Source organism: uncultured Brachyspira sp., from assembly GCF_944390845.1.
In the GTDB taxonomy this organism is placed as follows: Bacteria; Spirochaetota; Brachyspiria; order Brachyspirales; family Brachyspiraceae; genus Brachyspira; species Brachyspira pulli.
The window spans coordinates 1-21,263 of sequence record NZ_CALXRM010000059.1 but is presented as its reverse complement, the minus strand read 5'-3'; the positions used below and the strand labels follow the sequence as shown (position 1 = coordinate 21,263).

17 protein-coding genes are annotated in these 21,263 nt (G+C 27.6%); 3 read left to right on the top strand and 14 right to left on the bottom strand.

Annotated features, from left to right (window positions below; all coding sequences use genetic code 11):
• Nucleotides 1-101: 101 nt before the first annotated feature.
• The 3 genes from Q0K52_RS11210 to Q0K52_RS11200 all read right to left on the bottom strand — a co-directional run bounded on the left by Q0K52_RS11210 (nucleotide 102) and on the right by Q0K52_RS11200 (nucleotide 5,625).
• Nucleotides 102-2,156, bottom strand: coding sequence for a tetratricopeptide repeat protein (locus tag Q0K52_RS11210; protein ID WP_297299432.1), 2,055 nt, complete (start codon nucleotides 2,154-2,156; stop codon nucleotides 102-104).
• Nucleotides 2,157-2,240: 84 nt separating this feature from the next.
• Nucleotides 2,241-4,373: a lipopolysaccharide assembly protein LapB gene (locus Q0K52_RS11205; protein ID WP_297299430.1), complete on the bottom strand. Its 2,133-nt coding sequence runs from the start codon at nucleotides 4,371-4,373 to the stop codon at nucleotides 2,241-2,243.
• 94 nt (nucleotides 4,374-4,467) lie between these two features.
• The gene (locus Q0K52_RS11200; RefSeq protein WP_297299428.1) at nucleotides 4,468-5,625 is read right to left on the bottom strand and encodes a hypothetical protein; all 1,158 of its coding nucleotides are present in this window, start codon (nucleotides 5,623-5,625) and stop codon (nucleotides 4,468-4,470) included.
• Between the two features lie 128 nt (nucleotides 5,626-5,753).
• On the opposite strand from Q0K52_RS11200, the gene Q0K52_RS11195 reads away from it, so the two are divergent.
• Nucleotides 5,754-5,906: a hypothetical protein gene (locus tag Q0K52_RS11195; RefSeq protein ID WP_297299426.1), complete on the top strand. Its 153-nt coding sequence runs from the start codon at nucleotides 5,754-5,756 to the stop codon at nucleotides 5,904-5,906.
• Nucleotides 5,907-5,978: 72 nt separating this feature from the next.
• On the opposite strand, the gene Q0K52_RS11190 is transcribed toward Q0K52_RS11195, so the two are convergent.
• The 6 genes from Q0K52_RS11190 to carA form a co-directional block, all read right to left on the bottom strand.
• Nucleotides 5,979-6,173, bottom strand: a complete 195-nt coding sequence (locus tag Q0K52_RS11190; protein WP_297299424.1) for a type II toxin-antitoxin system HicA family toxin — start codon at nucleotides 6,171-6,173, stop codon at nucleotides 5,979-5,981.
• Entirely contained in the window at nucleotides 6,163-6,384 is a 222-nt protein-coding gene (locus Q0K52_RS11185) for a type II toxin-antitoxin system HicB family antitoxin (protein WP_048594727.1), read from the bottom strand. Before Q0K52_RS11185 ends, Q0K52_RS11190 begins: the two co-directional genes overlap by 11 nt.
• A gap of 57 nt (nucleotides 6,385-6,441) precedes the next feature.
• Nucleotides 6,442-7,083: a Pr6Pr family membrane protein gene (locus Q0K52_RS11180; protein ID WP_297299423.1), complete on the bottom strand. Its 642-nt coding sequence runs from the start codon at nucleotides 7,081-7,083 to the stop codon at nucleotides 6,442-6,444.
• 20 nt (nucleotides 7,084-7,103) lie between these two features.
• A complete protein-coding gene (locus Q0K52_RS11175; protein ID WP_297299421.1) occupies nucleotides 7,104-8,045 on the bottom strand; it encodes an ADP-ribosylglycohydrolase family protein in 942 nt (313 codons plus the stop codon).
• A 924-nt stretch (nucleotides 8,046-8,969) separates the two neighbouring features.
• Entirely contained in the window at nucleotides 8,970-12,161 is a 3,192-nt protein-coding gene (gene carB / locus Q0K52_RS11170) for a carbamoyl-phosphate synthase large subunit (protein WP_297299419.1), read from the bottom strand.
• The gene (carA, locus tag Q0K52_RS11165) at nucleotides 12,154-13,233 is read right to left on the bottom strand and encodes a glutamine-hydrolyzing carbamoyl-phosphate synthase small subunit (protein WP_297299417.1); all 1,080 of its coding nucleotides are present in this window, start codon (nucleotides 13,231-13,233) and stop codon (nucleotides 12,154-12,156) included. Before carA ends, carB begins: the two co-directional genes overlap by 8 nt.
• Before the next feature lie 362 nt (nucleotides 13,234-13,595).
• Here carA and thrC point away from each other — a divergent pair, with 362 nt between their 5' ends.
• Both thrC and thrB read left to right on the top strand, forming a co-directional pair.
• Nucleotides 13,596-14,651, top strand: coding sequence for a threonine synthase (gene thrC / locus Q0K52_RS11160; protein WP_297299415.1), 1,056 nt, complete (start codon nucleotides 13,596-13,598; stop codon nucleotides 14,649-14,651).
• A gap of 2 nt (nucleotides 14,652-14,653) precedes the next feature.
• A complete protein-coding gene (thrB, locus tag Q0K52_RS11155; protein ID WP_297299413.1) occupies nucleotides 14,654-15,604 on the top strand; it encodes a homoserine kinase in 951 nt (316 codons plus the stop codon).
• A gap of 645 nt (nucleotides 15,605-16,249) precedes the next feature.
• Here the strand turns inward: thrB and Q0K52_RS11150 are convergent.
• From Q0K52_RS11150 to Q0K52_RS11130, 5 genes are all read right to left on the bottom strand, one after another.
• Nucleotides 16,250-17,398 (bottom strand): M20 family metallopeptidase, encoded by a 1,149-nt coding sequence (locus Q0K52_RS11150; protein ID WP_297299411.1) that lies wholly within the window; start codon nucleotides 17,396-17,398, stop codon nucleotides 16,250-16,252.
• Between the two features lie 705 nt (nucleotides 17,399-18,103).
• Complete coding sequence (locus Q0K52_RS11145) at nucleotides 18,104-18,259, bottom strand: tetratricopeptide repeat protein (RefSeq protein WP_297299409.1); 156 nt, start codon at nucleotides 18,257-18,259, stop codon at nucleotides 18,104-18,106.
• 154 nt (nucleotides 18,260-18,413) lie between these two features.
• Nucleotides 18,414-19,580: a cysteine desulfurase NifS gene (nifS, locus tag Q0K52_RS11140; protein ID WP_297299407.1), complete on the bottom strand. Its 1,167-nt coding sequence runs from the start codon at nucleotides 19,578-19,580 to the stop codon at nucleotides 18,414-18,416.
• 12 nt (nucleotides 19,581-19,592) lie between these two features.
• Nucleotides 19,593-20,426, bottom strand: coding sequence for a Fe-S cluster assembly protein NifU (gene nifU, locus Q0K52_RS11135; protein WP_297299406.1), 834 nt, complete (start codon nucleotides 20,424-20,426; stop codon nucleotides 19,593-19,595).
• A gap of 93 nt (nucleotides 20,427-20,519) precedes the next feature.
• The gene (locus Q0K52_RS11130; RefSeq protein ID WP_297299404.1) at nucleotides 20,520-20,696 is read right to left on the bottom strand and encodes a (2Fe-2S)-binding protein; all 177 of its coding nucleotides are present in this window, start codon (nucleotides 20,694-20,696) and stop codon (nucleotides 20,520-20,522) included.
• Nucleotides 20,697-21,263: the final 567 nt, after the last annotated feature.

The window sequence follows — 21,263 nt, the reverse complement described above, 5'->3', positions numbered from 1 at the left end:
GTGAATTATCAATAGTATTAGCAGAGAACTTTCATCTGTTTGAAAATTGACAAAATATAGTTGTTTAGGTATATACTAACAAAATATAATTATCAAAAATTTTATATATTCAATTTTTCTAAATACTCTTTAGCTTCATTATCGTAAATATTTATATCCAAAACTTTTTGATAACATTCTTTAGCTTTTTCTTTATCATCAATTTTTAAATATAATTTTGCCATTTCTTTTAGACTATCACAATGATATGAATGTGTTTCAAAATATTTTTTATGAATATCTATTGACTTTTGATAATATTCTTTTGACTTTTCTTTTTCATTAATCTCATCATAAATTTCGGCAATCGAATCATAACAGTATTCAAGATCTGCATTATCATATAAAGCATATTCATAATATTTTATAGCATTTTCAAAATCTCCTATTTTTCTATATGAAGATGCTATTTCTAATGCCTTAGACCAACTGATATGATCTGTTCCTTCATTTTCCATTTCTGCTTTACTTTCTTTTATAAGCATTTCTATATATTCTTTATAATATAAAACAGCTTTATCTTTATTGCCAATAATCATATACAAATTGCATAATAAACCTAAATAATATCCTGAATCATCTGTTTTTAATTTTTCTTCATAAATATCTATGGCCTTTTGATAATATTCATTTGCTGTACACTCTTGATTTATTTCTTTATAAATATCAGCAATCTTTACATAATAATCCGTACAATCTATATTACTATATGTATCTAATTCTATTATCTTTTTATAAATCTCTATAGCCTTATCTTTTTCTCCTATATGAATATATAAATTAGCAATATTATTATAATCTTCTTCATTAAGATAATAATTATAAACCTTACTTATAAGAGCGTTTCTATCATCAAATCTTGAAAGTTTAGTATATAAATCTAAAAGCAATATACAAATCTCTTCAAAAGTATTTTGATAAATACTTTCAAGATTAATAACTTTTTCATAAAAATATACAGCTCTATCATAATCTACTATTGTGTTATAAAGCTCTCCAAGTGAAATATAATAAGATTCATTTTCTCCATTTATCTCTATCAATTTATTATAAGTTTCGATAGCCTTATCATATCTAAATACTTGAGAATATAAGGAAGATAATTTCTCATAAATACCAGAGTCAATACCTGTATTATTTGATATATATTTTTCATACACTTCAATAGCTTTATCATATAAATTTAAATTAAATTTATATATAGAAAAAAGATCATTATAATAATTTAAATTATGAGGTTCTTCTTCTATAAGTTCATCAAAAGCTGTTATTAAATATTTATAATCATCTATACCATTAAGACTATACGGAATAAGTATTAATCCATTTCCATTAGATTCTTTTTTTATAAACTCTTTATATAATTCAATAGCTTCCCTATACTTACCTATTTTTATATATGTCTTTGCTAAATGATTTATGCATGGAGATTCTTCACTATATAAATAGCTGCGATTATTAATTTCTAAAGCCTTTTTAAAATTTTCTATAGCTTTATCATAATTTTTTATTTTTTTATACGACAAAGCCAAATACATATAATCATATTCATTGAAATTATATTCTTTTTCTATTTTATTATAATACTTTATAACTTTATTATATTTTTTTAATTGAAAATAATTCTCAGCAATATAGCGTATATAATGATAAATACTATTTTCTCTGTCAACAATATTAGTATTATTTAACATCATAGCTCTTTTATAAAAGCGTAATGACTTCTCATAATCTTTTGATATAAAATAAATTCTACCTAATAAAAACCAATAAGCAGAATCATTGGCATTTAATTTTAATGTCTTTTTAAGAATTTTTTTAGACTTATCATATTTTCCTTTTTCAAAATAAGATTTAGATAAAAAATACCAATATTTATCATTATCCTTTTCTAATACAGCAGCCTTTTTAAATATATCTATACATTCAAATTGCCAAGTTGAATAATAAGCCATACCTAATAAAAATAAAGCTTTATTATAGTTTTCATATTCAGCTAATGATTCATCAAACATGCTAATAATTTCAGTTATTTTCTCATAATCTTCATCTAATGAATGAATAATAAAATCATTAATAATTTTCTCTATTTCTTCCAAAGAATATAATTTTCCCATAATAGCCCCCTTAATATTAGTAGTATAACAAATATAAATAATGTTTTCAATATATTTTCATACTACTAATAAAATTTTATATTATTAATCAAGTGTTTTTAAAAAATCTTTAGCTTCATCATCATAAATATTGATTTCTAAAATTTTTTTGTAACACTCTTTGGCATTTTCTTTATCATCAATTTTTAAATATAATTCAGCCATTTCTTTTAAAGTATCACATCTATATGGACGAGTCTCAAAATATTTTTTATCAATATCTATAGCTTTTTGATAATATTCTTTTGCCAAGTCTTTTTCATTAAGATCATTATAAACTTCAGCAATTGATATATAATACTCTTCACGATTAGGTTCTAATGAAACAGCATGTTTATAGCACTTTAATGCCTTATTTTTATTATCTATTTTCATATATAAATTGCCTATTTCCTTTGAATAATAACCTTTAAATTCTTTTCTCTCCCATCTGTTTTCTCTTCTGAAAATACAACTAGCACTTTTTATTTCAAGTTTTATAGCTTTTTTATATGCTTCAACAGCTTTATTTTTATTACCTATAGAATTATATAAATCTCCTATACTCTCTAAATCCCAAGAATTTTTATCTTTTTCATTTTCATAAATCTCTATTGCTTTTTTATAATATTTTTCTGCATTTTCCTTTTCTCCCAAACTTTCATAAATTTCTGCAATAGCTGTAAAATCATACCCATATTTTTTATTATCATCTAAATTTATATATTTTTGATAATATTTAATAGCCTTATATTTTTCACCTATATGCAAATATAAATTATATAATCCTTTATAATCATTCTTATCAATATAATAATTAATAGCTTTATTAATAAATAAATCTCTTTTATCCTTTTTTGAAAGCTTCTCATATAAACCCAATAATTTTGCCATATTACAATAAACATTTTCATTGCTTCTGCATTCAAAATTCAAATATTTTTCGTACATCTCTATAGCCCTATCATAATTTTTAATTTCTTGATAAATATTTCCTAAAAGAGAATAATAATAACGATCAAAATCATTAATTTCCATAAGTTTATTACACATTTCAATAGCTTCATCATATCTGTAAATATTTTTATATAAATCAGCTAAAGTTCCATAAACTCTATAATTAATATTCTCTTTATTATTCAGTAAATATTTTTCAAGTACATTAGCCGCTTTATCACATATATTCAAATCATAAGAATATATAGTTTCTAATCCATCATAATATTCAAAATTACTAGGCTCTTCTTCTATAAGCTGATTAAATGCTTCTATCAAATATTTATAGTCTTCAATATCTTTATTATATAGATATCTTATCCAACGCCATTCATATTTTTTAATATATTCTTTATATGCATCAATACCTTTCTGATACTCTCCTAAAGCCATATAAGATTTAGCTAATGCATTTATTGCACTAGTATTTTCAATATAATCACAAGAAGGATCGATTTCTAATACTTTCTCATAATTTTCTATTGCCTTATCATATTCTTTTTTCGCAAAATATGATAATCCTAAATACATAAAATCGCTTTCATCATGCAAAGGAAGTTTTATTATTTCTTTAAACACTTCTATTGCTTCATCATATTTACCCAATTTAAAATATGATTCTCCTATCACAGTAAGATAATATTCTAAATAATTATCATAATCAAAAACATAACTTTTATTTAACTTAACTGCTTTTTCAGCATACTCTATTGCCGCATAATAATTTTCATTTTTATAATTAATATATCCCAAAATATACCAATATGCTGAATCATTTGCATTTAATTCTATAGCTTTTTTAATAAGTTTTAATGCTTCATTATAGTTTTCATTTCTACTGAAACAATATATATAATTGGCTGCCTTATAGTATAATGCTTTATCATCATTAGGATTTATTAACAAAACTTTTTTAAATAGCTTTTCTGCTTTTTTATTATCTCTATTAGAATAATATGCCCTTCCTAATAAAGTTAAAGCTTTTGTATTATTTTTATCTTTTTTAATATACTCTTTTAATACCTCTATAACTTCATCAATTATATTTTTATTATTATTCTCATCATTGTTTTGATAATCTTCAGCATTTTCATTATTATCTGAATTGTTATCTGCTTCAGTTGAATCAGTTTCATCAAGTTCATAAGAAAACTCTTTGTTTATTATATTTTCAATTTCTTCTAAAGTGTATGATTTTTTCATAGTGTAGCTCCTATATTTTTATTATTTTTAATTATATAGAGGTACAAAAAACGGCTTCACGGGAGGTTTTTAAATAATAAATCAGTATAAATAATTACAGCTTATATAAAAATCTCTTATCACCTTTGAAATATCTTTCTATAAGTTTATCCCTGTCTAAATGTCTTGTATAATTCATAATGTACCTTAAAACCAAATCAATATACTCTTTGGAATTATCTTTGTAATTTTCTTTGATATATTCTTTTAATACATAAAGGGCTTTATTAGGAGCAAATCTATGATTAGGACTGTAACCCAAAATATAATCATATAATAGTCTGTCGCATTTCTCTTTTATATCATCATTTATAGAATTATTAACTTCTTCTCTGTCTTTCATCAGCTTTTTATAAAAATGCTCAAATAATTCATTGTATCCTGTTATAAAAAATGGAAATGAAAATAAATCTCTATTTTCAAAATAATAATCAATATCTTCTTCATCATATATAATATAACTTTTCATACAATCATCATCATCTGTGATATTGTATTTATCCAATTCTCTTTGGTATTCTTCTTCCCAATGTTTATCAAGCCTTTCGTCAAAATACTTCATTGCTTCATTTTTATTTTCGCTTCCCCATTCGCTAGACCAAGTTCTTGAATCAACTTCCCCGCTTTCAAAAAACTCATCAACTAATTCTTTAGTTTCAAAATATATATATCCGTTCTTTCTATACTTTTCAGAAATCATTTCTTTTTTATCTTCTTCATCATACTCTTTTCTTTCTTTTTCTATAAAATCTCTGTACTCGCCGTCATCATATTCATAATGCCAAGAAGGAATTAATAGTTCATACATTCCATCATCTTCTACATATACATGCAATTCTGAAAACTCATCATCTAGTATAGGAAATTTATCATTATGATACTCTTCATAAATATCTGGAAATTTATCCTTTTCTAATAAACATTTATATTCACCCCAATCCAATAAATCTTTCTGAGTTTCTGGGTCTGGATGCACAAACTGTTCAAAGTTAATTCTTATTAAATATTTTTCTAATACTCTTATAAAAGTATATACTGAACAATTATGATGATCATTTATTATGAGTTTATCTTCTTCTTTTATTTCTATATTATTTTTCTCTATAAGTTTATCAAGTTCTTCTAAAAAATAATTTAATGAATGTTTACTATAATAGTAATCGTTTTTATCTTGTATAATATATTTTTTATTTTGTCTGTTTAATTCTTCCATAAGATTATATCCTTTTAAATTTTTAATTTAATTATAATTTATGGACATGACAAATTTTGACGCTTTTTTTGAATATAAATTAAATATATTTTTTTATCACTTTTTTAGAAAAATGAAATAATTATAAAATGTATAAAATATTACAAAATCACTGCGATGTAGCTTGGCATGATGGAGAATATGTATATTATTTCGGTATCAATAATGAATTAAAGTTGGTAGAAGTAAAAACTCCTGAAAATATGGCTGCAAAAATAATAGATATAATTAATGCCATATAAGATGAATTTAATAAATAAAATTAAGTAATATTAAAGTGCTTGATTACAGCTTTTAATCAGGCACTTTAAAAATTATTCTATAATATCAAACAGTTCTTTTATTATTTTAGGATGCAATATTTTAGAAGTATGAAAAGGGATAACCATTCGTTTATTATCTTTTTTATATATTCTATGGCTTCCCTTTTGTCTATCTAAAACAAAACCATTATCAAATAAAAGTTTTTCAGCTTCTTTGGCGTTTAATTTAGGTAATTTATCTTTCAACTGCAACCTCTATAGGAGTTATTGAATAATCTTTATTTTCTAATTGCTTTAATTCATCTTCACTCATACTTTCTAAATAAAGTTCTATAGCTTCCTTTATATTTGACTTAACTTCTTCAAAAGTTTCACCTTCACTTACACAGCCTTTAAGTTCTGGCACAAAGGCAAAATATCCATTTTCATCTTTTTCTATTATAGTATTTATAATCATGTAAAATCCTTTTATCTATATGTAAGCTATTATATACAATTAAATAAAAAAGTAAAATTATTTATTATGTTTACTAATAACTTTATTAAACAATCTGTCAATAAAATATTCTATATAACCCAAAAAAGCAAAAAACAAAGTTATAAAAAATACATTTCTTAATACAGTTTTAAGTCCGTATTTATCTATATCAACAAAGAAATAAGGATAATAACTTCCGTCTGAAAAAGGACTTCCTATTCTAGCCCTTATAAGTATAAAAGCAAAATATACAAATGGTATTATAAGCCAAAGCAAAGGATCAATTATTTTATAAATTCCTTTCTTATCAAAAATTATATAATCAAAAATAGTCATAATTGGAACTATATAATGAACTATTAAATTTCTTATATATGCCAAACCTTCGTATTTATCAGCCGTTGGGCTTAATAAAAAATGATATACTAAAAATGTAACAGTTATTGACATTGTAACTGCACCTTTAAATCTTGGATAAAATGTTTCTTTTTTCTTTATAATACTAAAAATATCTAAAATAAAATAAACTATTACAAGTATATTACTTTGATATGTAAAATAGTATGCTGTTTCTATATCAAATTTAAAATTATCATAGAAAAATCCATGAAACACAGCAAAAGCACCAATTATAATTATTACTATTTTATATATGATAGAAAAATTAATTTTTGTCATATTAATTCCAATAAATATAATTATTTCAAAAATTTAGTGCAAATATTAATTATCAATTCTTTATTAACTAAAGTATCAATCCACTCACTTGGAATATTATCTACACCATAATATAAACCTGCAAGTCCTCCAGCAACTGCCGCAGTAGTATCAGTATCCTCTCCCAAATTAACGGCTTTTAATACTGCATCTTTGTAGTTTGAAGTATTTAATAATATCCATATAGAAGCCTCTAATGTATGAACAACATATCCGCTGCTTTCTATTTTTGTATCATTGAGTTTTTTAAAATTAGAGTCAAATATCCTTTTGTAATTATTAATCTCTTTTTCATTTTTATAATAATCAAAAGAATCTTTTAATGCTTTATTAATGGCTTCTTCAATGTTCATATCATTTATTAAATTCAATGCTATGGCAGTATATATTACACAAGCTATTAAACTTCTTTTATGAGAATGAGTTAATGAAGAAATATTGTATATTATATTTATCACTTCACTATTATCAAATAATTTACCATCAAAATATTTTTTTATATAAAATGCAATAGGAAGTATCCTCATCAAAGAGCCGTTTCCATTACTATATTCATCAGAAAGTCCGCATTTTATAGGATTTTTTCCGCTTTTATAATTATCTATAGCATCTCTCGTTGTTATTCCAATATCAAATGTATCTCCGTCAGCAGTGTAACGACCTTTATCATACCATAATGCAAAACTATCCATAATATCATTATAATTTATATTTTTATTATTCAAATTATCAAGTAAACATAATGTTAAACTTGTATCATCAGACCAAGTGCCTGCTTTTTTATTATGAGTGCCGTATCCAATCATATCTTTACAAGGATTCTTTTTTATAATATCCCTAGAAATAAATTCATAAGGAACGCCTAAAGCATCGCCAACAGCCATACCTAATATTGCAGATTTAAGCTTATTTTCTAAACTCATATATTAATCCTTATTATAAAATTGTATTAATAAAAACAAATTTATTATAAATATTTTTTGAATTATTAAAAGCATTTAAAATAAAAAAGATGAATAGAAAAATCTACCCATCTTTTTTAATTTATTATTAATATATACCTAAACAAATATACTTTGTCAAAAATAAATTTATGTTTTGGTTTTATATTTGGGGCTTTGCCCTTACGAAGTACACAGCGTGAAGCACCCCACTTCTTTTGCGACCAAGGAAGTACTGCGACTGAAAGGAGTACCTTTAGGTATGGCGTGCCACAAAGAAGCAGGCACAGCCCGCCTACGGCGAAGGACTATATTTTAGCTTAAATTAATAACCTATCTTACATGTAAAACATGATTAGTATGATTTAATACTAATTTTATATTTGCACTTTTTGGTTCTTTAACGCTGTCCGCCTGCGACCGTAGGGAGTGCCTTTTAGGTATGGCGTGCGGCGGGAAAAAGTTGAATAAAAAAAATGACAAACTCTAAAATTTTTAGTATATACCTAAACAAATATATTTTGCTAATTTTAGTTTTTTCAATTTTATTGTTTGTGGTGGCTTTGCCCCCACACCCCCAGTTCTTTTGGTGACCCAAAGAACCAAAAAGACTGCATTTTTAGGATATATTCTATATTTAATAGGAATGTTTTTTATATAAAGTTCTAGCAGTTGCGTTTTTCGCGTAGCGTATCCGAAGGATAAAAACTTTTTTGTGCGGCAAAAAAGTAGATAATTCTATATAAAGTGCATCAGGTATTCCTTCTAGTTTCCATAAAATGCTTCCTTATGTGCAAAAAATTGGGCTTGTGTAAGAACACAAATCAGCATGTATGTGTTCTCACCAAAGCCCCAAACTTCAAAAATATTAATTCTATTTTACAAAGTATATTTGTTTCAGTATAATCAAGCAATAGGCATTATACTAAAGTTCATAGATTCTATTACTCTAAGTAAAGCATAAGCCGTATCTAATGAAGTAATACATGATATATTATTTTCAGCAGAAGCACGTCTTAATTCTAAACTATCGGAATGAGTATTTTTATCTGTTTTTATAGTATTGATAACATAATCAACCTTTCCAAGTCTTATGGTATCTATTATATTTTCTACTCCTTCATCAGCAATCTTTGAAACTTCTTTTACATATAAACCTTCTTTTTTCAAAAAATCAGCTGTTCCTTTTGTAGCATATATTCCATAACCTATATTAGAAAATCTTTTTGCCATATCTAAAATTTCAGGTTTATTATCATCTGCTATTGTAAAAAGAACATTTCCTTGTAAAGGTATTCTGATTCCGCTTGCTATCAAAGCTTTATACAATGCCTTTTCAAAATTAATATCAAAACCCAAAGCCTCACCAGTACTTTTCATTTCAGGTCCAAGTATAGTATCTACTCTTCTTAATTTAGCAAAAGAGAATACAGGAGCTTTAACAAATACTTTATCAGATTCTTTTTTATACAAATTATTATAACCTTGTTCTCTTAATGATTTGCCAAGTATGCACATAGTAGCAATATTAGCCATTGGAACATTAGTTATTTTACTTAAAAACGGTACAGTTCTGCTGCTTCTAGGATTAACCTCAAGTACATAAACATTATCATCTCTATCAACTATAAATTGTATATTATAAAGACCTATAAAATTAAATCCTTCTCCTATTCTCTTAGTATAATCAATAATACTATCCTTTACTTTTTGAGAAATAGTTTGAGCAGGATATACGCTTATAGAGTCACCAGAGTGAATTCCAGCTCTCTCTATATGCTCCATTACGCCGGGTATAAATACATTATGTTCACTATCAGCAATAGCATCAGTTTCAAGTTCCTTTCCTATAATGTATTTATCAATAAGTATAGGAGCTTTATTGCTCACCTCTTTTACTGCAGTCTCCATATATATTTTCAAAGCAGCATCATTATAAACTATTTCCATAGCACGTCCGCCAAGTACATAACTAGGACGAACCAATACAGGATATCCTATATCTTTTGCTATTGCTAAAGCCTCATCAACTGTTATTGCAGTTTCACCTTTAGGCTGAGGTATATTAAGAGATTTTAACATTTCTTCAAATTCATGTCTGTCTTCTGCTCTGTTAATATTTTCCAAAGAAGTACCAAGTATATTAACTCCATGCTTCACAAGTTTTTCAGATAAATTGATTGCTGTCTGTCCTCCAAACTGTACTATAACTCCTTTAGGTTTCTCAAGCTCTAGAATATGCATAACATCTTCTATAGTTAAAGGTTCAAAATAAAGTTTATCAGATATAGAAAAATCAGTTGAAACAGTTTCCGGATTATTGTTTATTACTATAGCCTCATAACCTGCTTCTCTTATAGTCATAACTGAATGAACTGTGGAATAATCAAACTCTACACCCTGACCAATTCTTATAGGGCCGGAACCAAGAACTATTATACTTTCTTTATCGCTTTTTATAGATTCATTTTCCTTTTCATAAGTGGAATAGAAATAAGGAGTTTCACTTTCAAATTCCCCAGCACAAGTATCAACCATTTTGTATACTGGTACTATATCATTTTCATGTCTTAATTTGTATATATCCATTTCATCAATATTCCAAATTTTAGATATATAACTGTCTGAAAATCCTCTCTCTTTGCATTCTCTTAGAACTTCTATATCCATTTTATTTTTAGATAATTTTTCTTCTAATGAAATTATATTTTTTATTTTATCTAAGAAGAATTTATCTATATGAGTAATATCTATTATATCGTTTATATCTTCTTTACGTCTTAAAAGTTCAGCTATAATAAATATTCTTAAATCATCTCTTAATTCTATACGTTCCCATAATTTTTTAGTAGTATATTCAGAAACATCTTTATGAATAATATGATCACATTTTATTTCAAGAGAACGAACAGCTTTTAAAAATGACTCTTCAAAAGTACGTCCTATACTCATAACTTCGCCTGTAGCTTTCATCTGCGTACCTAATTGTCTGTCGGCATTAGGGAATTTATCAAATGGAAGTCTTGGGAATTTTGTAACTACATAATCAATAGAAGGCTCAAAACATGCAAAACTTTTTTTAGTTATAGGATTAAGTATTTCATCTAAAGTCATGCCTACAGCTATTTTAGCACTGATTTTAGCAATTGGATAACCTGTAGCTTTACTTGCCAAAGCACTTGAACGTGATACTCTAGGATTAACTTCTATTATATAATACTTAAAACTATGAGGATCTAATGCTATCTGTACATTACAGCCTCCGCATATTTTTAATGCTCTTATTATTTTAAGACTTACATTTCTAAGCATTTGACTTTCAATATCGCTTAATGTCTGACAAGGAGCAACAACTATACTATCTCCTGTATGTATTCCAACAGGATCCACATTTTCCATATTACATACCACTATAGCATTGTCATTATTATCACGCATTACCTCATATTCTATTTCTTTGTATCCGGCAATACTTCTTTCAACCAAACATTCATGAACAGGACTTATTTTTAAACCTGTTTCACATATCTCAATTAATTCTTTTTCATTGCGTGCAAATCCGCCTCCTGTACCTCCAAGAGTATAAGCAGGACGTACAACCAAGTGATAACCTATTTTATTTGCAAACTCTATTGCTTCCTCAACGCTATGTACTATAACACTTTCAGGAACTGGCTCATTTATATCATTCATAAGCTGTTTAAAAAGCTCTCTGTCCTCAGCACTATTTATAGCATTCAAATCAGTACCTAATACTTCAACATTATATTCATCTAATATACCGCTATTGGCAAGCTCAACAACTAAATTTAAACCAGTCTGTCCGCCAAGAGAACCTAGTATAGCATCTGGTCTTTCTTTATAAATTATTCTTTTAGCAAAATCTAAATTAATAGGCTCTATATAAACTTTATCAGCTACTGCAGTATCTGTCATTATGGTAGCAGGATTTGAATTTATAAGTACAACCTCATAACCTTCTTCTTTTAAAGACTGACATGCCTGAGTACCTGCATAATCAAATTCAGCAGCCTGTCCTATAATTATAGGGCCAGAACCTATTACTAATATTTTCTTTATATCCGTTCTTTTAGGCATTTTTTACCCCTTCATTCATCATATTAATAAACTTATCAAATAAATACTTACTGTCCTCCGGTCCAGGATTAGATTCTGGGTGATACTGAACAGAGAATACAGGATATTTTTTATGCTTTACTCCCTCACAGCTTCCGTCATTCAAAGATACATGAGTCAAAACTAAGTCAGTATTATGTAAACTTTCTTTTTCAACAGCATAACTGTGATTTTGGCTTGTAATGCTTACTTTATTAGTTTCTAAATCTTTAACAGGGTGATTTCCTCCCCTATGTCCGAATTTTAATTTTATTGTATTAGCACCGCATGCCAAACTTATAAGCTGATGTCCTAAACATATACCAAATATTGGAACCTTTCCTATAAGCTCTTTTATTGTATTAATAGAATCTTTAACATCTTTAGGATCCCCAGGGCCATTGGAAAGCATTATTCCATCTGGATTTAAACTCATTATAGTTTTAGCATCAGTATCATAAGGAACTACTATTAAATCGCAATTTCTTTTACTTAATTCTCTTATTATTCCGAGCTTTGCACCAAAATCTATAAGCACAACTTTTTTTCCTCTATTAGGAATAGGAAATGCATTTTTTGTAGAAACTCTTTTAACATGATCATTCATATATGGAGTTTCTTTAAGCATTTTTACTATATCATCTTTATTTTCTATAGTATCGCTCATTATAGCTTTTAATGTTCCTACTTCTCTAATCTTTTTTGTTATTGCCCTAGTATCAATATTTTCTATAGCAGGTATTCCTTTAAGCCTCAAGAACTCATCTATATTTTCTGCACTCCTAAAATTATTAGGACTTTTACATGCCTCTTTTACTATGAATCCAAATATAGCAGGATTCAAACTTTCAAAATCATCTCTGTTTATACCATAATTACCAATTAGCGGATAAGTCATAACTGCTATTTGTCCGCAATATGATAAATCAGATAAAACTTCTTGATAACCTGTCATAGCTGTATTAAATACTAATTCACCTACTCTAAAATTATCAGAACCAAAACCATAGCCCTCATAATGGCTGCCGTCTTCAAGTATTAAATAACGTTTCAATTTTGCCTTCCTATAATTCTAAATTTTTTTTAGATTTTTCCTTAAAATAAAAAAAAGATTGGAAACTAACTAAAAGCTAATCTCCAATCTTTTTTAAGATTATTACAATGTGCAGCATTTGCACAATCGGTTTCGTTTTTAAATTCTTATAAATCATAATATTTATTTTTTACAAATTTTATTTCCGGCTATTATATCATACATTATTAATATTACAATCATTTTTTATAAAACTAATAATAAAAACTTTTCCAATAAAAATAAAATCCTTGAAAAATTATTGTTTATGCTATATCCTATATCAAATACTATTGACAATAATTATTTTATATTAATCAATAATTATTAAAAAGGAATATATTATGAAAGCATGGAATGGACTTTTAAGAGAATATAAGGAATATTTACCTATAACAGATAAAACCCCATTAATAACCTTACATGAAGGAAATACCCCTTTAATAAAAGCTGAAAAAATAGGAAAAGAACTTGGAGGAATAGAATTATATTTTAAATATGACGGACTTAATCCTACAGGTTCATTTAAAGACAGAGGTATGGTAATGGCTGTTGCTAAAGCACTTGAAGAAGGTTCAAAAGCTATAATGTGTGCTTCTACTGGAAACACTTCTGCATCTGCTGCTGCTTATGCTGCTAGAAGCGGTATACAATGTATAGTAGTTATTCCAGATGGAAACATAGCTTTAGGAAAATTAGCTCAGGCATTAATGTATGGTGCTAAAGTTATAGCTATAAAAGGAAATTTTGATGAGGCTTTAAAGGCTGTTGTTGATATTACAAATAAATATCCTATTACATTAGTAAATTCAATAAACCCTTTCAGACTTCAAGGACAAAAAACTTCTGCATTTGAAATTTGCGATACTTTAGGAAAAGCTCCAGACTATTTAGCTATACCTGTTGGAAATGCTGGAAATATATCTGCTTATTGGATGGGATTTAAAGAATACAAAGAAAACGGCAAAGTATCAAACTTACCTAAAATGATAGGTTTTGAGGCTGAAGGTTCTGCTGCTATAGTACAAAACAGAGTTATAGAAAATCCTCAAACTTTGGCTACTGCTATAAAAATAGGTAATCCTGCTAGCTGGAAACTTGCTGTTAATGCTGCTAATGAATCTAACGGATTTATTGATTCTGTTACAGATGATGAAATATTAGAAGCTTATAAAATGCTTACAAGAGAAGAAGGTATATTTGCTGAGCCTGCTTCTGCTGCTTCTTTAGCTGGTGTTATAAAAACTTATAAAGCTGGAAAATTAAATAAAGGTGATACTGTAGTTTCTGTATTAACAGGTAATGGTCTTAAAGATCCTGATAATGCTATAAAAATTTGCAATGCCCCTATAAAAGTAGATAACAATATTGATGAGATAAGGAAAGCAATAGGAATATAATTATGGATAAATCTAAAAATAATAAATCTAATAAAAAATTAGTAACTTTCAAAATACCTGCTACTTCTGCTAATATTGGTTCAGGATTTGACAGTGTAGGTCTTGCTTTAGATTTATATAATGAAATACATATATACTCAAATGAAGATTCTAAAAAAATAGAATTTGAAATAAGCGGAGAAGGTGAAAACGAGATATCAAAAGACAATAATATGATACTCGATGCCATGAAATTAGTATATAAAAAATTAAAAGCAAAACCTGAAAAAGGATATATTATAAAATGTATAAATAGAATACCTCTTTCACGCGGACTTGGAAGCAGTTCGGCAGCAATCATTGGAGGACTTCTTACTGCAAATTATATTCTTGGAAATAAACTTTCTATTGAAGATGATATATTAAACATGTCTGTTCAATTAGAAGGTCACCCTGATAATGTTTCACCTGCTATACTTGGAGGAATAATATCTGGTGTTGTACGCAAAAATGAAGATTTCAAATATGTAAAAATTAAGCCTCCAAAAAATTTAAAAGCTATAGTAGCTATTCCAAATTTTCATTTAAGCACAGAAATTGCAAGAAATGCTTTGCCTAAAGAAATAAGTTTTCAAGATGCTATATTTAATATTTCAAGAGCAGCACTTCTTACTTCTGCATTATCTTCTAACAGACTTGATTTGCTTGAAGTAGCTACAGATGATAAACTGCATCAAGATTATAGAGCAAAATTTATTCCTGGACTTAAAGAGTTATTTAAACAAGCTAAAGAGTCAGGTGCTTATTCTGTTACTATTAGCGGTGCTGGTTCTTCAATACTTGCTTTAGTTAAAGATGATGAAAAGATAATTAAAAAAGTTTCTAATGCTATGGAAGTTAGCTTCATTAAAAAGAAAATAAAATCAGAAATAAAAGTTTTAAACATACCAACAAAAGGTATTATAATTAAATAAACTTTTACTTACAAATAATAAAGCATGCTGATAATAAAATTAGCATGCTTTTTTATTATATATTTAAAATTTTTAAGTTTGTCAATTTTTTATTGTTCTTTTTCCCGCCGCATACGCTCTGCGGACTTCGTCAAAGTAGCTATATTCTCGACATGCTCGGATACGCTTCGTGAAAACGCAATTGCTAGAACTTTATATTAAAAACATGCCTATTAAATATAGGATATACCCTAAAAATGCAGTCTTTCGCGAAGCGTATCCAAGCCTGTCAAGGATATAGGTTCTTTGTGCCAACACCACTGGCACTCCCTACGGTCGCAAAAGAACTGGGGGTGTTACGAAGTACGCAGAGCGGTGGGGCTAGTCCCCACAAATAACATAAATTTAAAATTGTATTTTTTGAAAAACTCTAAAATTTTCAGTATATAATAATACGCACGTTAAGCGGCTCTATAAATATAATCACAATTATATTTTTAATTTAATTCTTTTATAAAATTTCACTCAGCGTGCGTTAATTTAAATCTTCAAACCTAATAACAACTTGGGCGGGTGCTATATTTTTTATTTAAGCTATAAAATAAATAAAATTTTTATTTCAAATCTAGCTCAAAAACATAAAGGGCGGGGTTTTAAAAAAAATTCTTAACTTAATTTTTCTAAATGCTTAATTGCCCATTCACTCATTAAAATAGAAGGCTGATAAAGTTTAGATTCATCTATTTCAAATTTGCTGTTATGATGAGGTATATTCTTTTCTGTCATTGTAGAAAATAACATAAATGCACCATTAATTTTTTCTCTGTAATCTGCAAAATCTTCGCCTGCCATAGATAAATTATAATGAGATGCTTTTTTAAATCCTAGCCCATTACAAACTTCAATCAGCTCTCCTGCTATTTTTTCATCATTAACTACAGGAGCACCTCTGCGTTCTATTTTTACTTCTGCATTTGCTCTATTAGCTGATGCAATTGAAGTTACTATCTCTTTTATTCTATCAGTAATGAAAGCTCTATTTTCCTCTTTAAAAGTTCTGAAAGTTCCTTCAATACTTACCTCTGTAGGTATTACATTATATTGAGTTCCAGCATGAACCATACATATTGAAATTATAACAGGATCTGTAGCTAATATTTCTCTGCTTTTAATATTGTAAATACCTTGTATTATTTGGCTTGCTGTTAATATAGGATCAATAGAAAGATGAGGATATGCTCCATGTGCACCTTTTCCTTCAATCTTTATAAATACTCTGTCATTAGATGCCATTAAAGGACCTTCTTTAATAACAAACTCTCCGCTAGGTACATCTGCAGCTAAAGTACCAATATGAGTTCCAATTATAGCTTTAACTCCATTAAGTAAACCAGAATTAAGCATATTATGTGCCCCTACTGCCAATTCTTCAGCAGCTTGAAAAACTAATCTTACAGTTCCTTTCAATCTTGATTTATTTTCTGATAAATAATGTGCAGCACCTAAAAGACATGCTGTATGTGCATCATGTCCGCAAGCATGCATATTACCATTCTTAGAAGCGTATTCAAATCCTGTTTCTTCTTGTATAGGTAAAGCGTCAATATCTGCTCTTATAGCTACTATATTATCACCGTTCCCTATATCACAAACTAATCCTGAATCGATTGAAGATTCCTTATAAGAAAGTCCTAATTCTTTTAATTTGTTTATAACATAATTTTTTGTATTGGGAAGTTCTGTACCTACTTCAGGAATTTGATGCAAATCCCTTCTCATAGAAACTATAATATCATTTAATTTTTTATAATCCATATATACACTCTAATAATTATTTTTTATTAGTATATAAATATTAATTATTAAGTCAACAACTAAAAAGTTATTAAATATTTTAACACAAAGTATTTCTATAAAACATTGCTGCTATAAATAACAATAATAATTTCATGTATATACCTAAACAATTATATTTTGTTAAAAATAAATTTATATTTTTGTTTTTATATCTGGGGCTTTGCCCACTGCAAAGCACACAGCGTGCAGCTATGCGTGCTTACGCAACACCCCACTTCTTTTGCGACCGAATGAAATGCCTGCGACCATAGGAAGTCCTTTAGGGTGGAATTGGCACAAAAAACAAAAAAGCCTGCATTTATGGTCTAAATTTAGGATATACCTAAACAAATACAGTTTGTCAGAAATAATTTTTTTAATTTAAAATATTTTCAGGGCTTTGCCCCGAACCCCAGTTCTTTTATTGGTATAAAAGAACCAAAAGAACTGCATTTTAGTATAAATTTAGGATATATCCTATATTTAATAAGTATTTTTAAAATATAAAGTTCTAGACAATTGCGTTTTTCGCTCTGCGTGCCGTAGGCAGCAACTTTTTGTGCGGCAAAAAAGTAGATAACATTTATATAAAGTGTATCAATTGACAAACTCTAAAATTTTCAGTATAAACTAAACTTTAAAAATATAAAATATTTTTAATTAACTTTATATTTATTGAAATTGTTATTTATAAAAATATTCACTATTAGGATTTAATTCTTTCACTTTATTAAAACATTTTACAGCTTCTTCATAATTATCATCATTATAATATAATTTGCCTTGTTCAAGTAAATCGTCATTAGAATTGTTTATAAAAGAGTTATAAATTTCTTTCATACTTTTTTATATAATCCTAACATCTTTATTAATTATATATATTATAATTTTATTTAATTCAATAAATTTATTTTTTAATTTTAATACAAATTATAATAAAAAAGCCCGCCATAAAAATATGACGAGCTATTATTTTTCTTGCTATTATTAAAAATTAATCTTTATAAGGTGATATATCTCTAAGTCTTGCTACTATTTTTTCTATAGCATCAGCAGCATACATTACTTCTTCCATAGTGTTGTCTAAAGAAAAAGAAAATCTTGTAGAACTATGAGCATATTCAAAAGGAACTCCCATAGCCTGAAGTACTGGAGATGGCTCCAATGTACCTGAAGAACATGCACTTCCGCTTGAAGTACATATACCATAACCGTCTAATAATAATAATACTGCCTCACCTTCTATATTTTTAAAACTAATATTAGTAGTGTTGCTTACTCTATTAGCACCCTTACCATTAATTTTTATATCTGTTATTCTTTTAATAACTTCAGCTTCTAAAGTATCTCTCAATTTTGAAGTATGTTCAATAAATTTAGGAAGTTCAGCTTTAACCATAGATGCTGCCTTACCTAAACCTACAATATAAGGAACATTCTCTGTACCTGCTCTTCTTCCTCTTTCCTGATGTCCTCCTGTTTGAACAGTTCTTAACTTAGTACCATTTTTAATGTACAAAGCACCTATTCCTTTAGGAGCATGAATCTTATGACCTGCTATTGTAAGCATATCAATATAAGATTCTTCTTTCATATTAAGAGGCAATTTACCAGCAGCCTGAACAGCATCAACATGAAATACAGCACCAGCACTTTTTACTAATTCGCCTATTTCTTTAATAGGATTAATAACACCAGTTTCATTATTGGCATACATTATAGATACAATTGCAGTGTTTTCATTTAAAGCACTTTTTAATTCGTTTATATCTATATTACCGTCATTATTAACTGATAAATAAGTAACTCTGTATCCATGTCTTTCCAAAGATTTACAAGTTTCTATAACAGCAGGGTGTTCAACTTTTGTAGTTATAATATGGTTCTTTGTAGGATAAGCTTCTATAGTTCCTCTAATAGCCATATTATCGCCTTCACTTCCGCAAGAAACGAAACATACCTCTATAGGTTCGCAGCCTAAAAAATCAGCTACTTGTTCTCTAGCTTTTTCCATTTCTTTATGTACAGCACCAGCTGGACTATACATACTAGAAGGATTAAAATACTGTCCTTTAAAATAAGGAAGCATAGCATCTAATACTTCTTCATACACTCTAGTTGTAGCATTGTTATCAAAATATATTATTTTTTTATCTGACATAAACAACTCCTATCAAACACCTACAACTTCTAAATCATTAGAAACAAGCTCTTTAATTTTAGGTTCTACAAAACCTTTCAAAGTATTTTTTGAAGAAGCACAAGCAGAACAAGCACCTTTAAACTCGATGATAACTTTATTACCATCAACATCTACAAGTCTGCAGCTTCCGCCGTCTGATCTTAACATAGGATTGATAACTTTTTCCAAAGCTTCCTCAATCTTTTTGATTTTTTGAACTGTAGTCATTGGAGCGTTTTTAGCTTCTCTTTCCATTTCTGCCAATTCTTCATTCAAAATATCTTCAATTTTTACTTTACAAGCACCGCATCCGCCGCCTGCTTTAGTATAAAAAGTTACTTCTTCTACTGTTTTTAATTTATTTTCTCTTATAGCTCTTTTTATTTTAGTATCTGTTATACCAAAACATTTACAGATTATAGTACCTTCATCATGCTCATCATCTTCTGTTTTGATTCCTCTGTAATTATTAATGGCTTTTTCCAAAGTTTCCATTCCCATTACAGAACAATGCATTTTTTCTTCAGGAAGTCCGCCTAATTCCTGTGCTATATCTATGTTTGTTATTTTAGCAGCCTCATCAAGAGTTTTTCCTTTTATCATCTCTGTAAGTATACTGCTGCTTGCTATTGCTGAAGCACAGCCAAAAGTTTTAAATTTAGCATCTATTATTTTATCTGTAGCTTTATCTATTCTTAAAGTTAATTTTAAAGCATCACCGCAAACTATACTTCCAGTCATAGCTTCTGCATCAGGATTTTCTATCTCTCCTACATTTCTAGGATTGATAAAATGCTCCTTTACTTTATCTGTATATTCCCACATGTTCCTACCTCCATCTAAGTTAATTATTAACATATAATAAAGTTATACGCTAATTAATAATTGGGATATAAAATAAATATGTTTTTTGATTTTTTATTTATTGATTGAATCTAAAATTTGCTGAATAGCTACTTTACAACCGCCGCAGCCTGTACCAGCTTTAGTTGCATTAGAAACTTCTTCTACTGTTTTTAATTTTTTTGAAATGATAGCATCTCTGATTTGTTTTTCTGTTACAGCCATACAGAAACATATTGTCTTATCTGACATATCCTATTCTCCTATTATCTAATTTGATTTTATTATTTTTGCAGAAAACAGAAAAATATGAATACTCACATTTATCTATTTTACAACCCTCATTGTTAGACCATTATAACATTTTTACAAATAAATATCAAGTGATTTTATAATATGTATTTTATTTTTATAAATTTTTTAGAAAATTAGTATATACCTAAACAATTATATTTTGTCAAAAATAAATTTATATTTTTGTTTTTATATCTGGGGCTTTGCCCCATACCCCAGTTCTTTTATTGGTATAAAAGAACCAAAACAACTGCATTTTTGACCTAAAACTAGGATTTATACAATATTTAATACATATTCTTAAAATATAAAGTTCTAGCAATTGCGTTTTCGCGAAGCGTATCCGAGCTTGTCGAGGATATAGCTACTTTGACGAAGTCCGCAGAGCGTGTGCGGTAAAAAAGTTGATAATATCTATATAAAGTGCATCGGTTGACAAACTTAAAATTTTTTAGTATATACCTAAACAACTATACTTTGTCAAAAGTAAAGTTATATTTTTGTTTTTATATCTGGGGCTTTGCC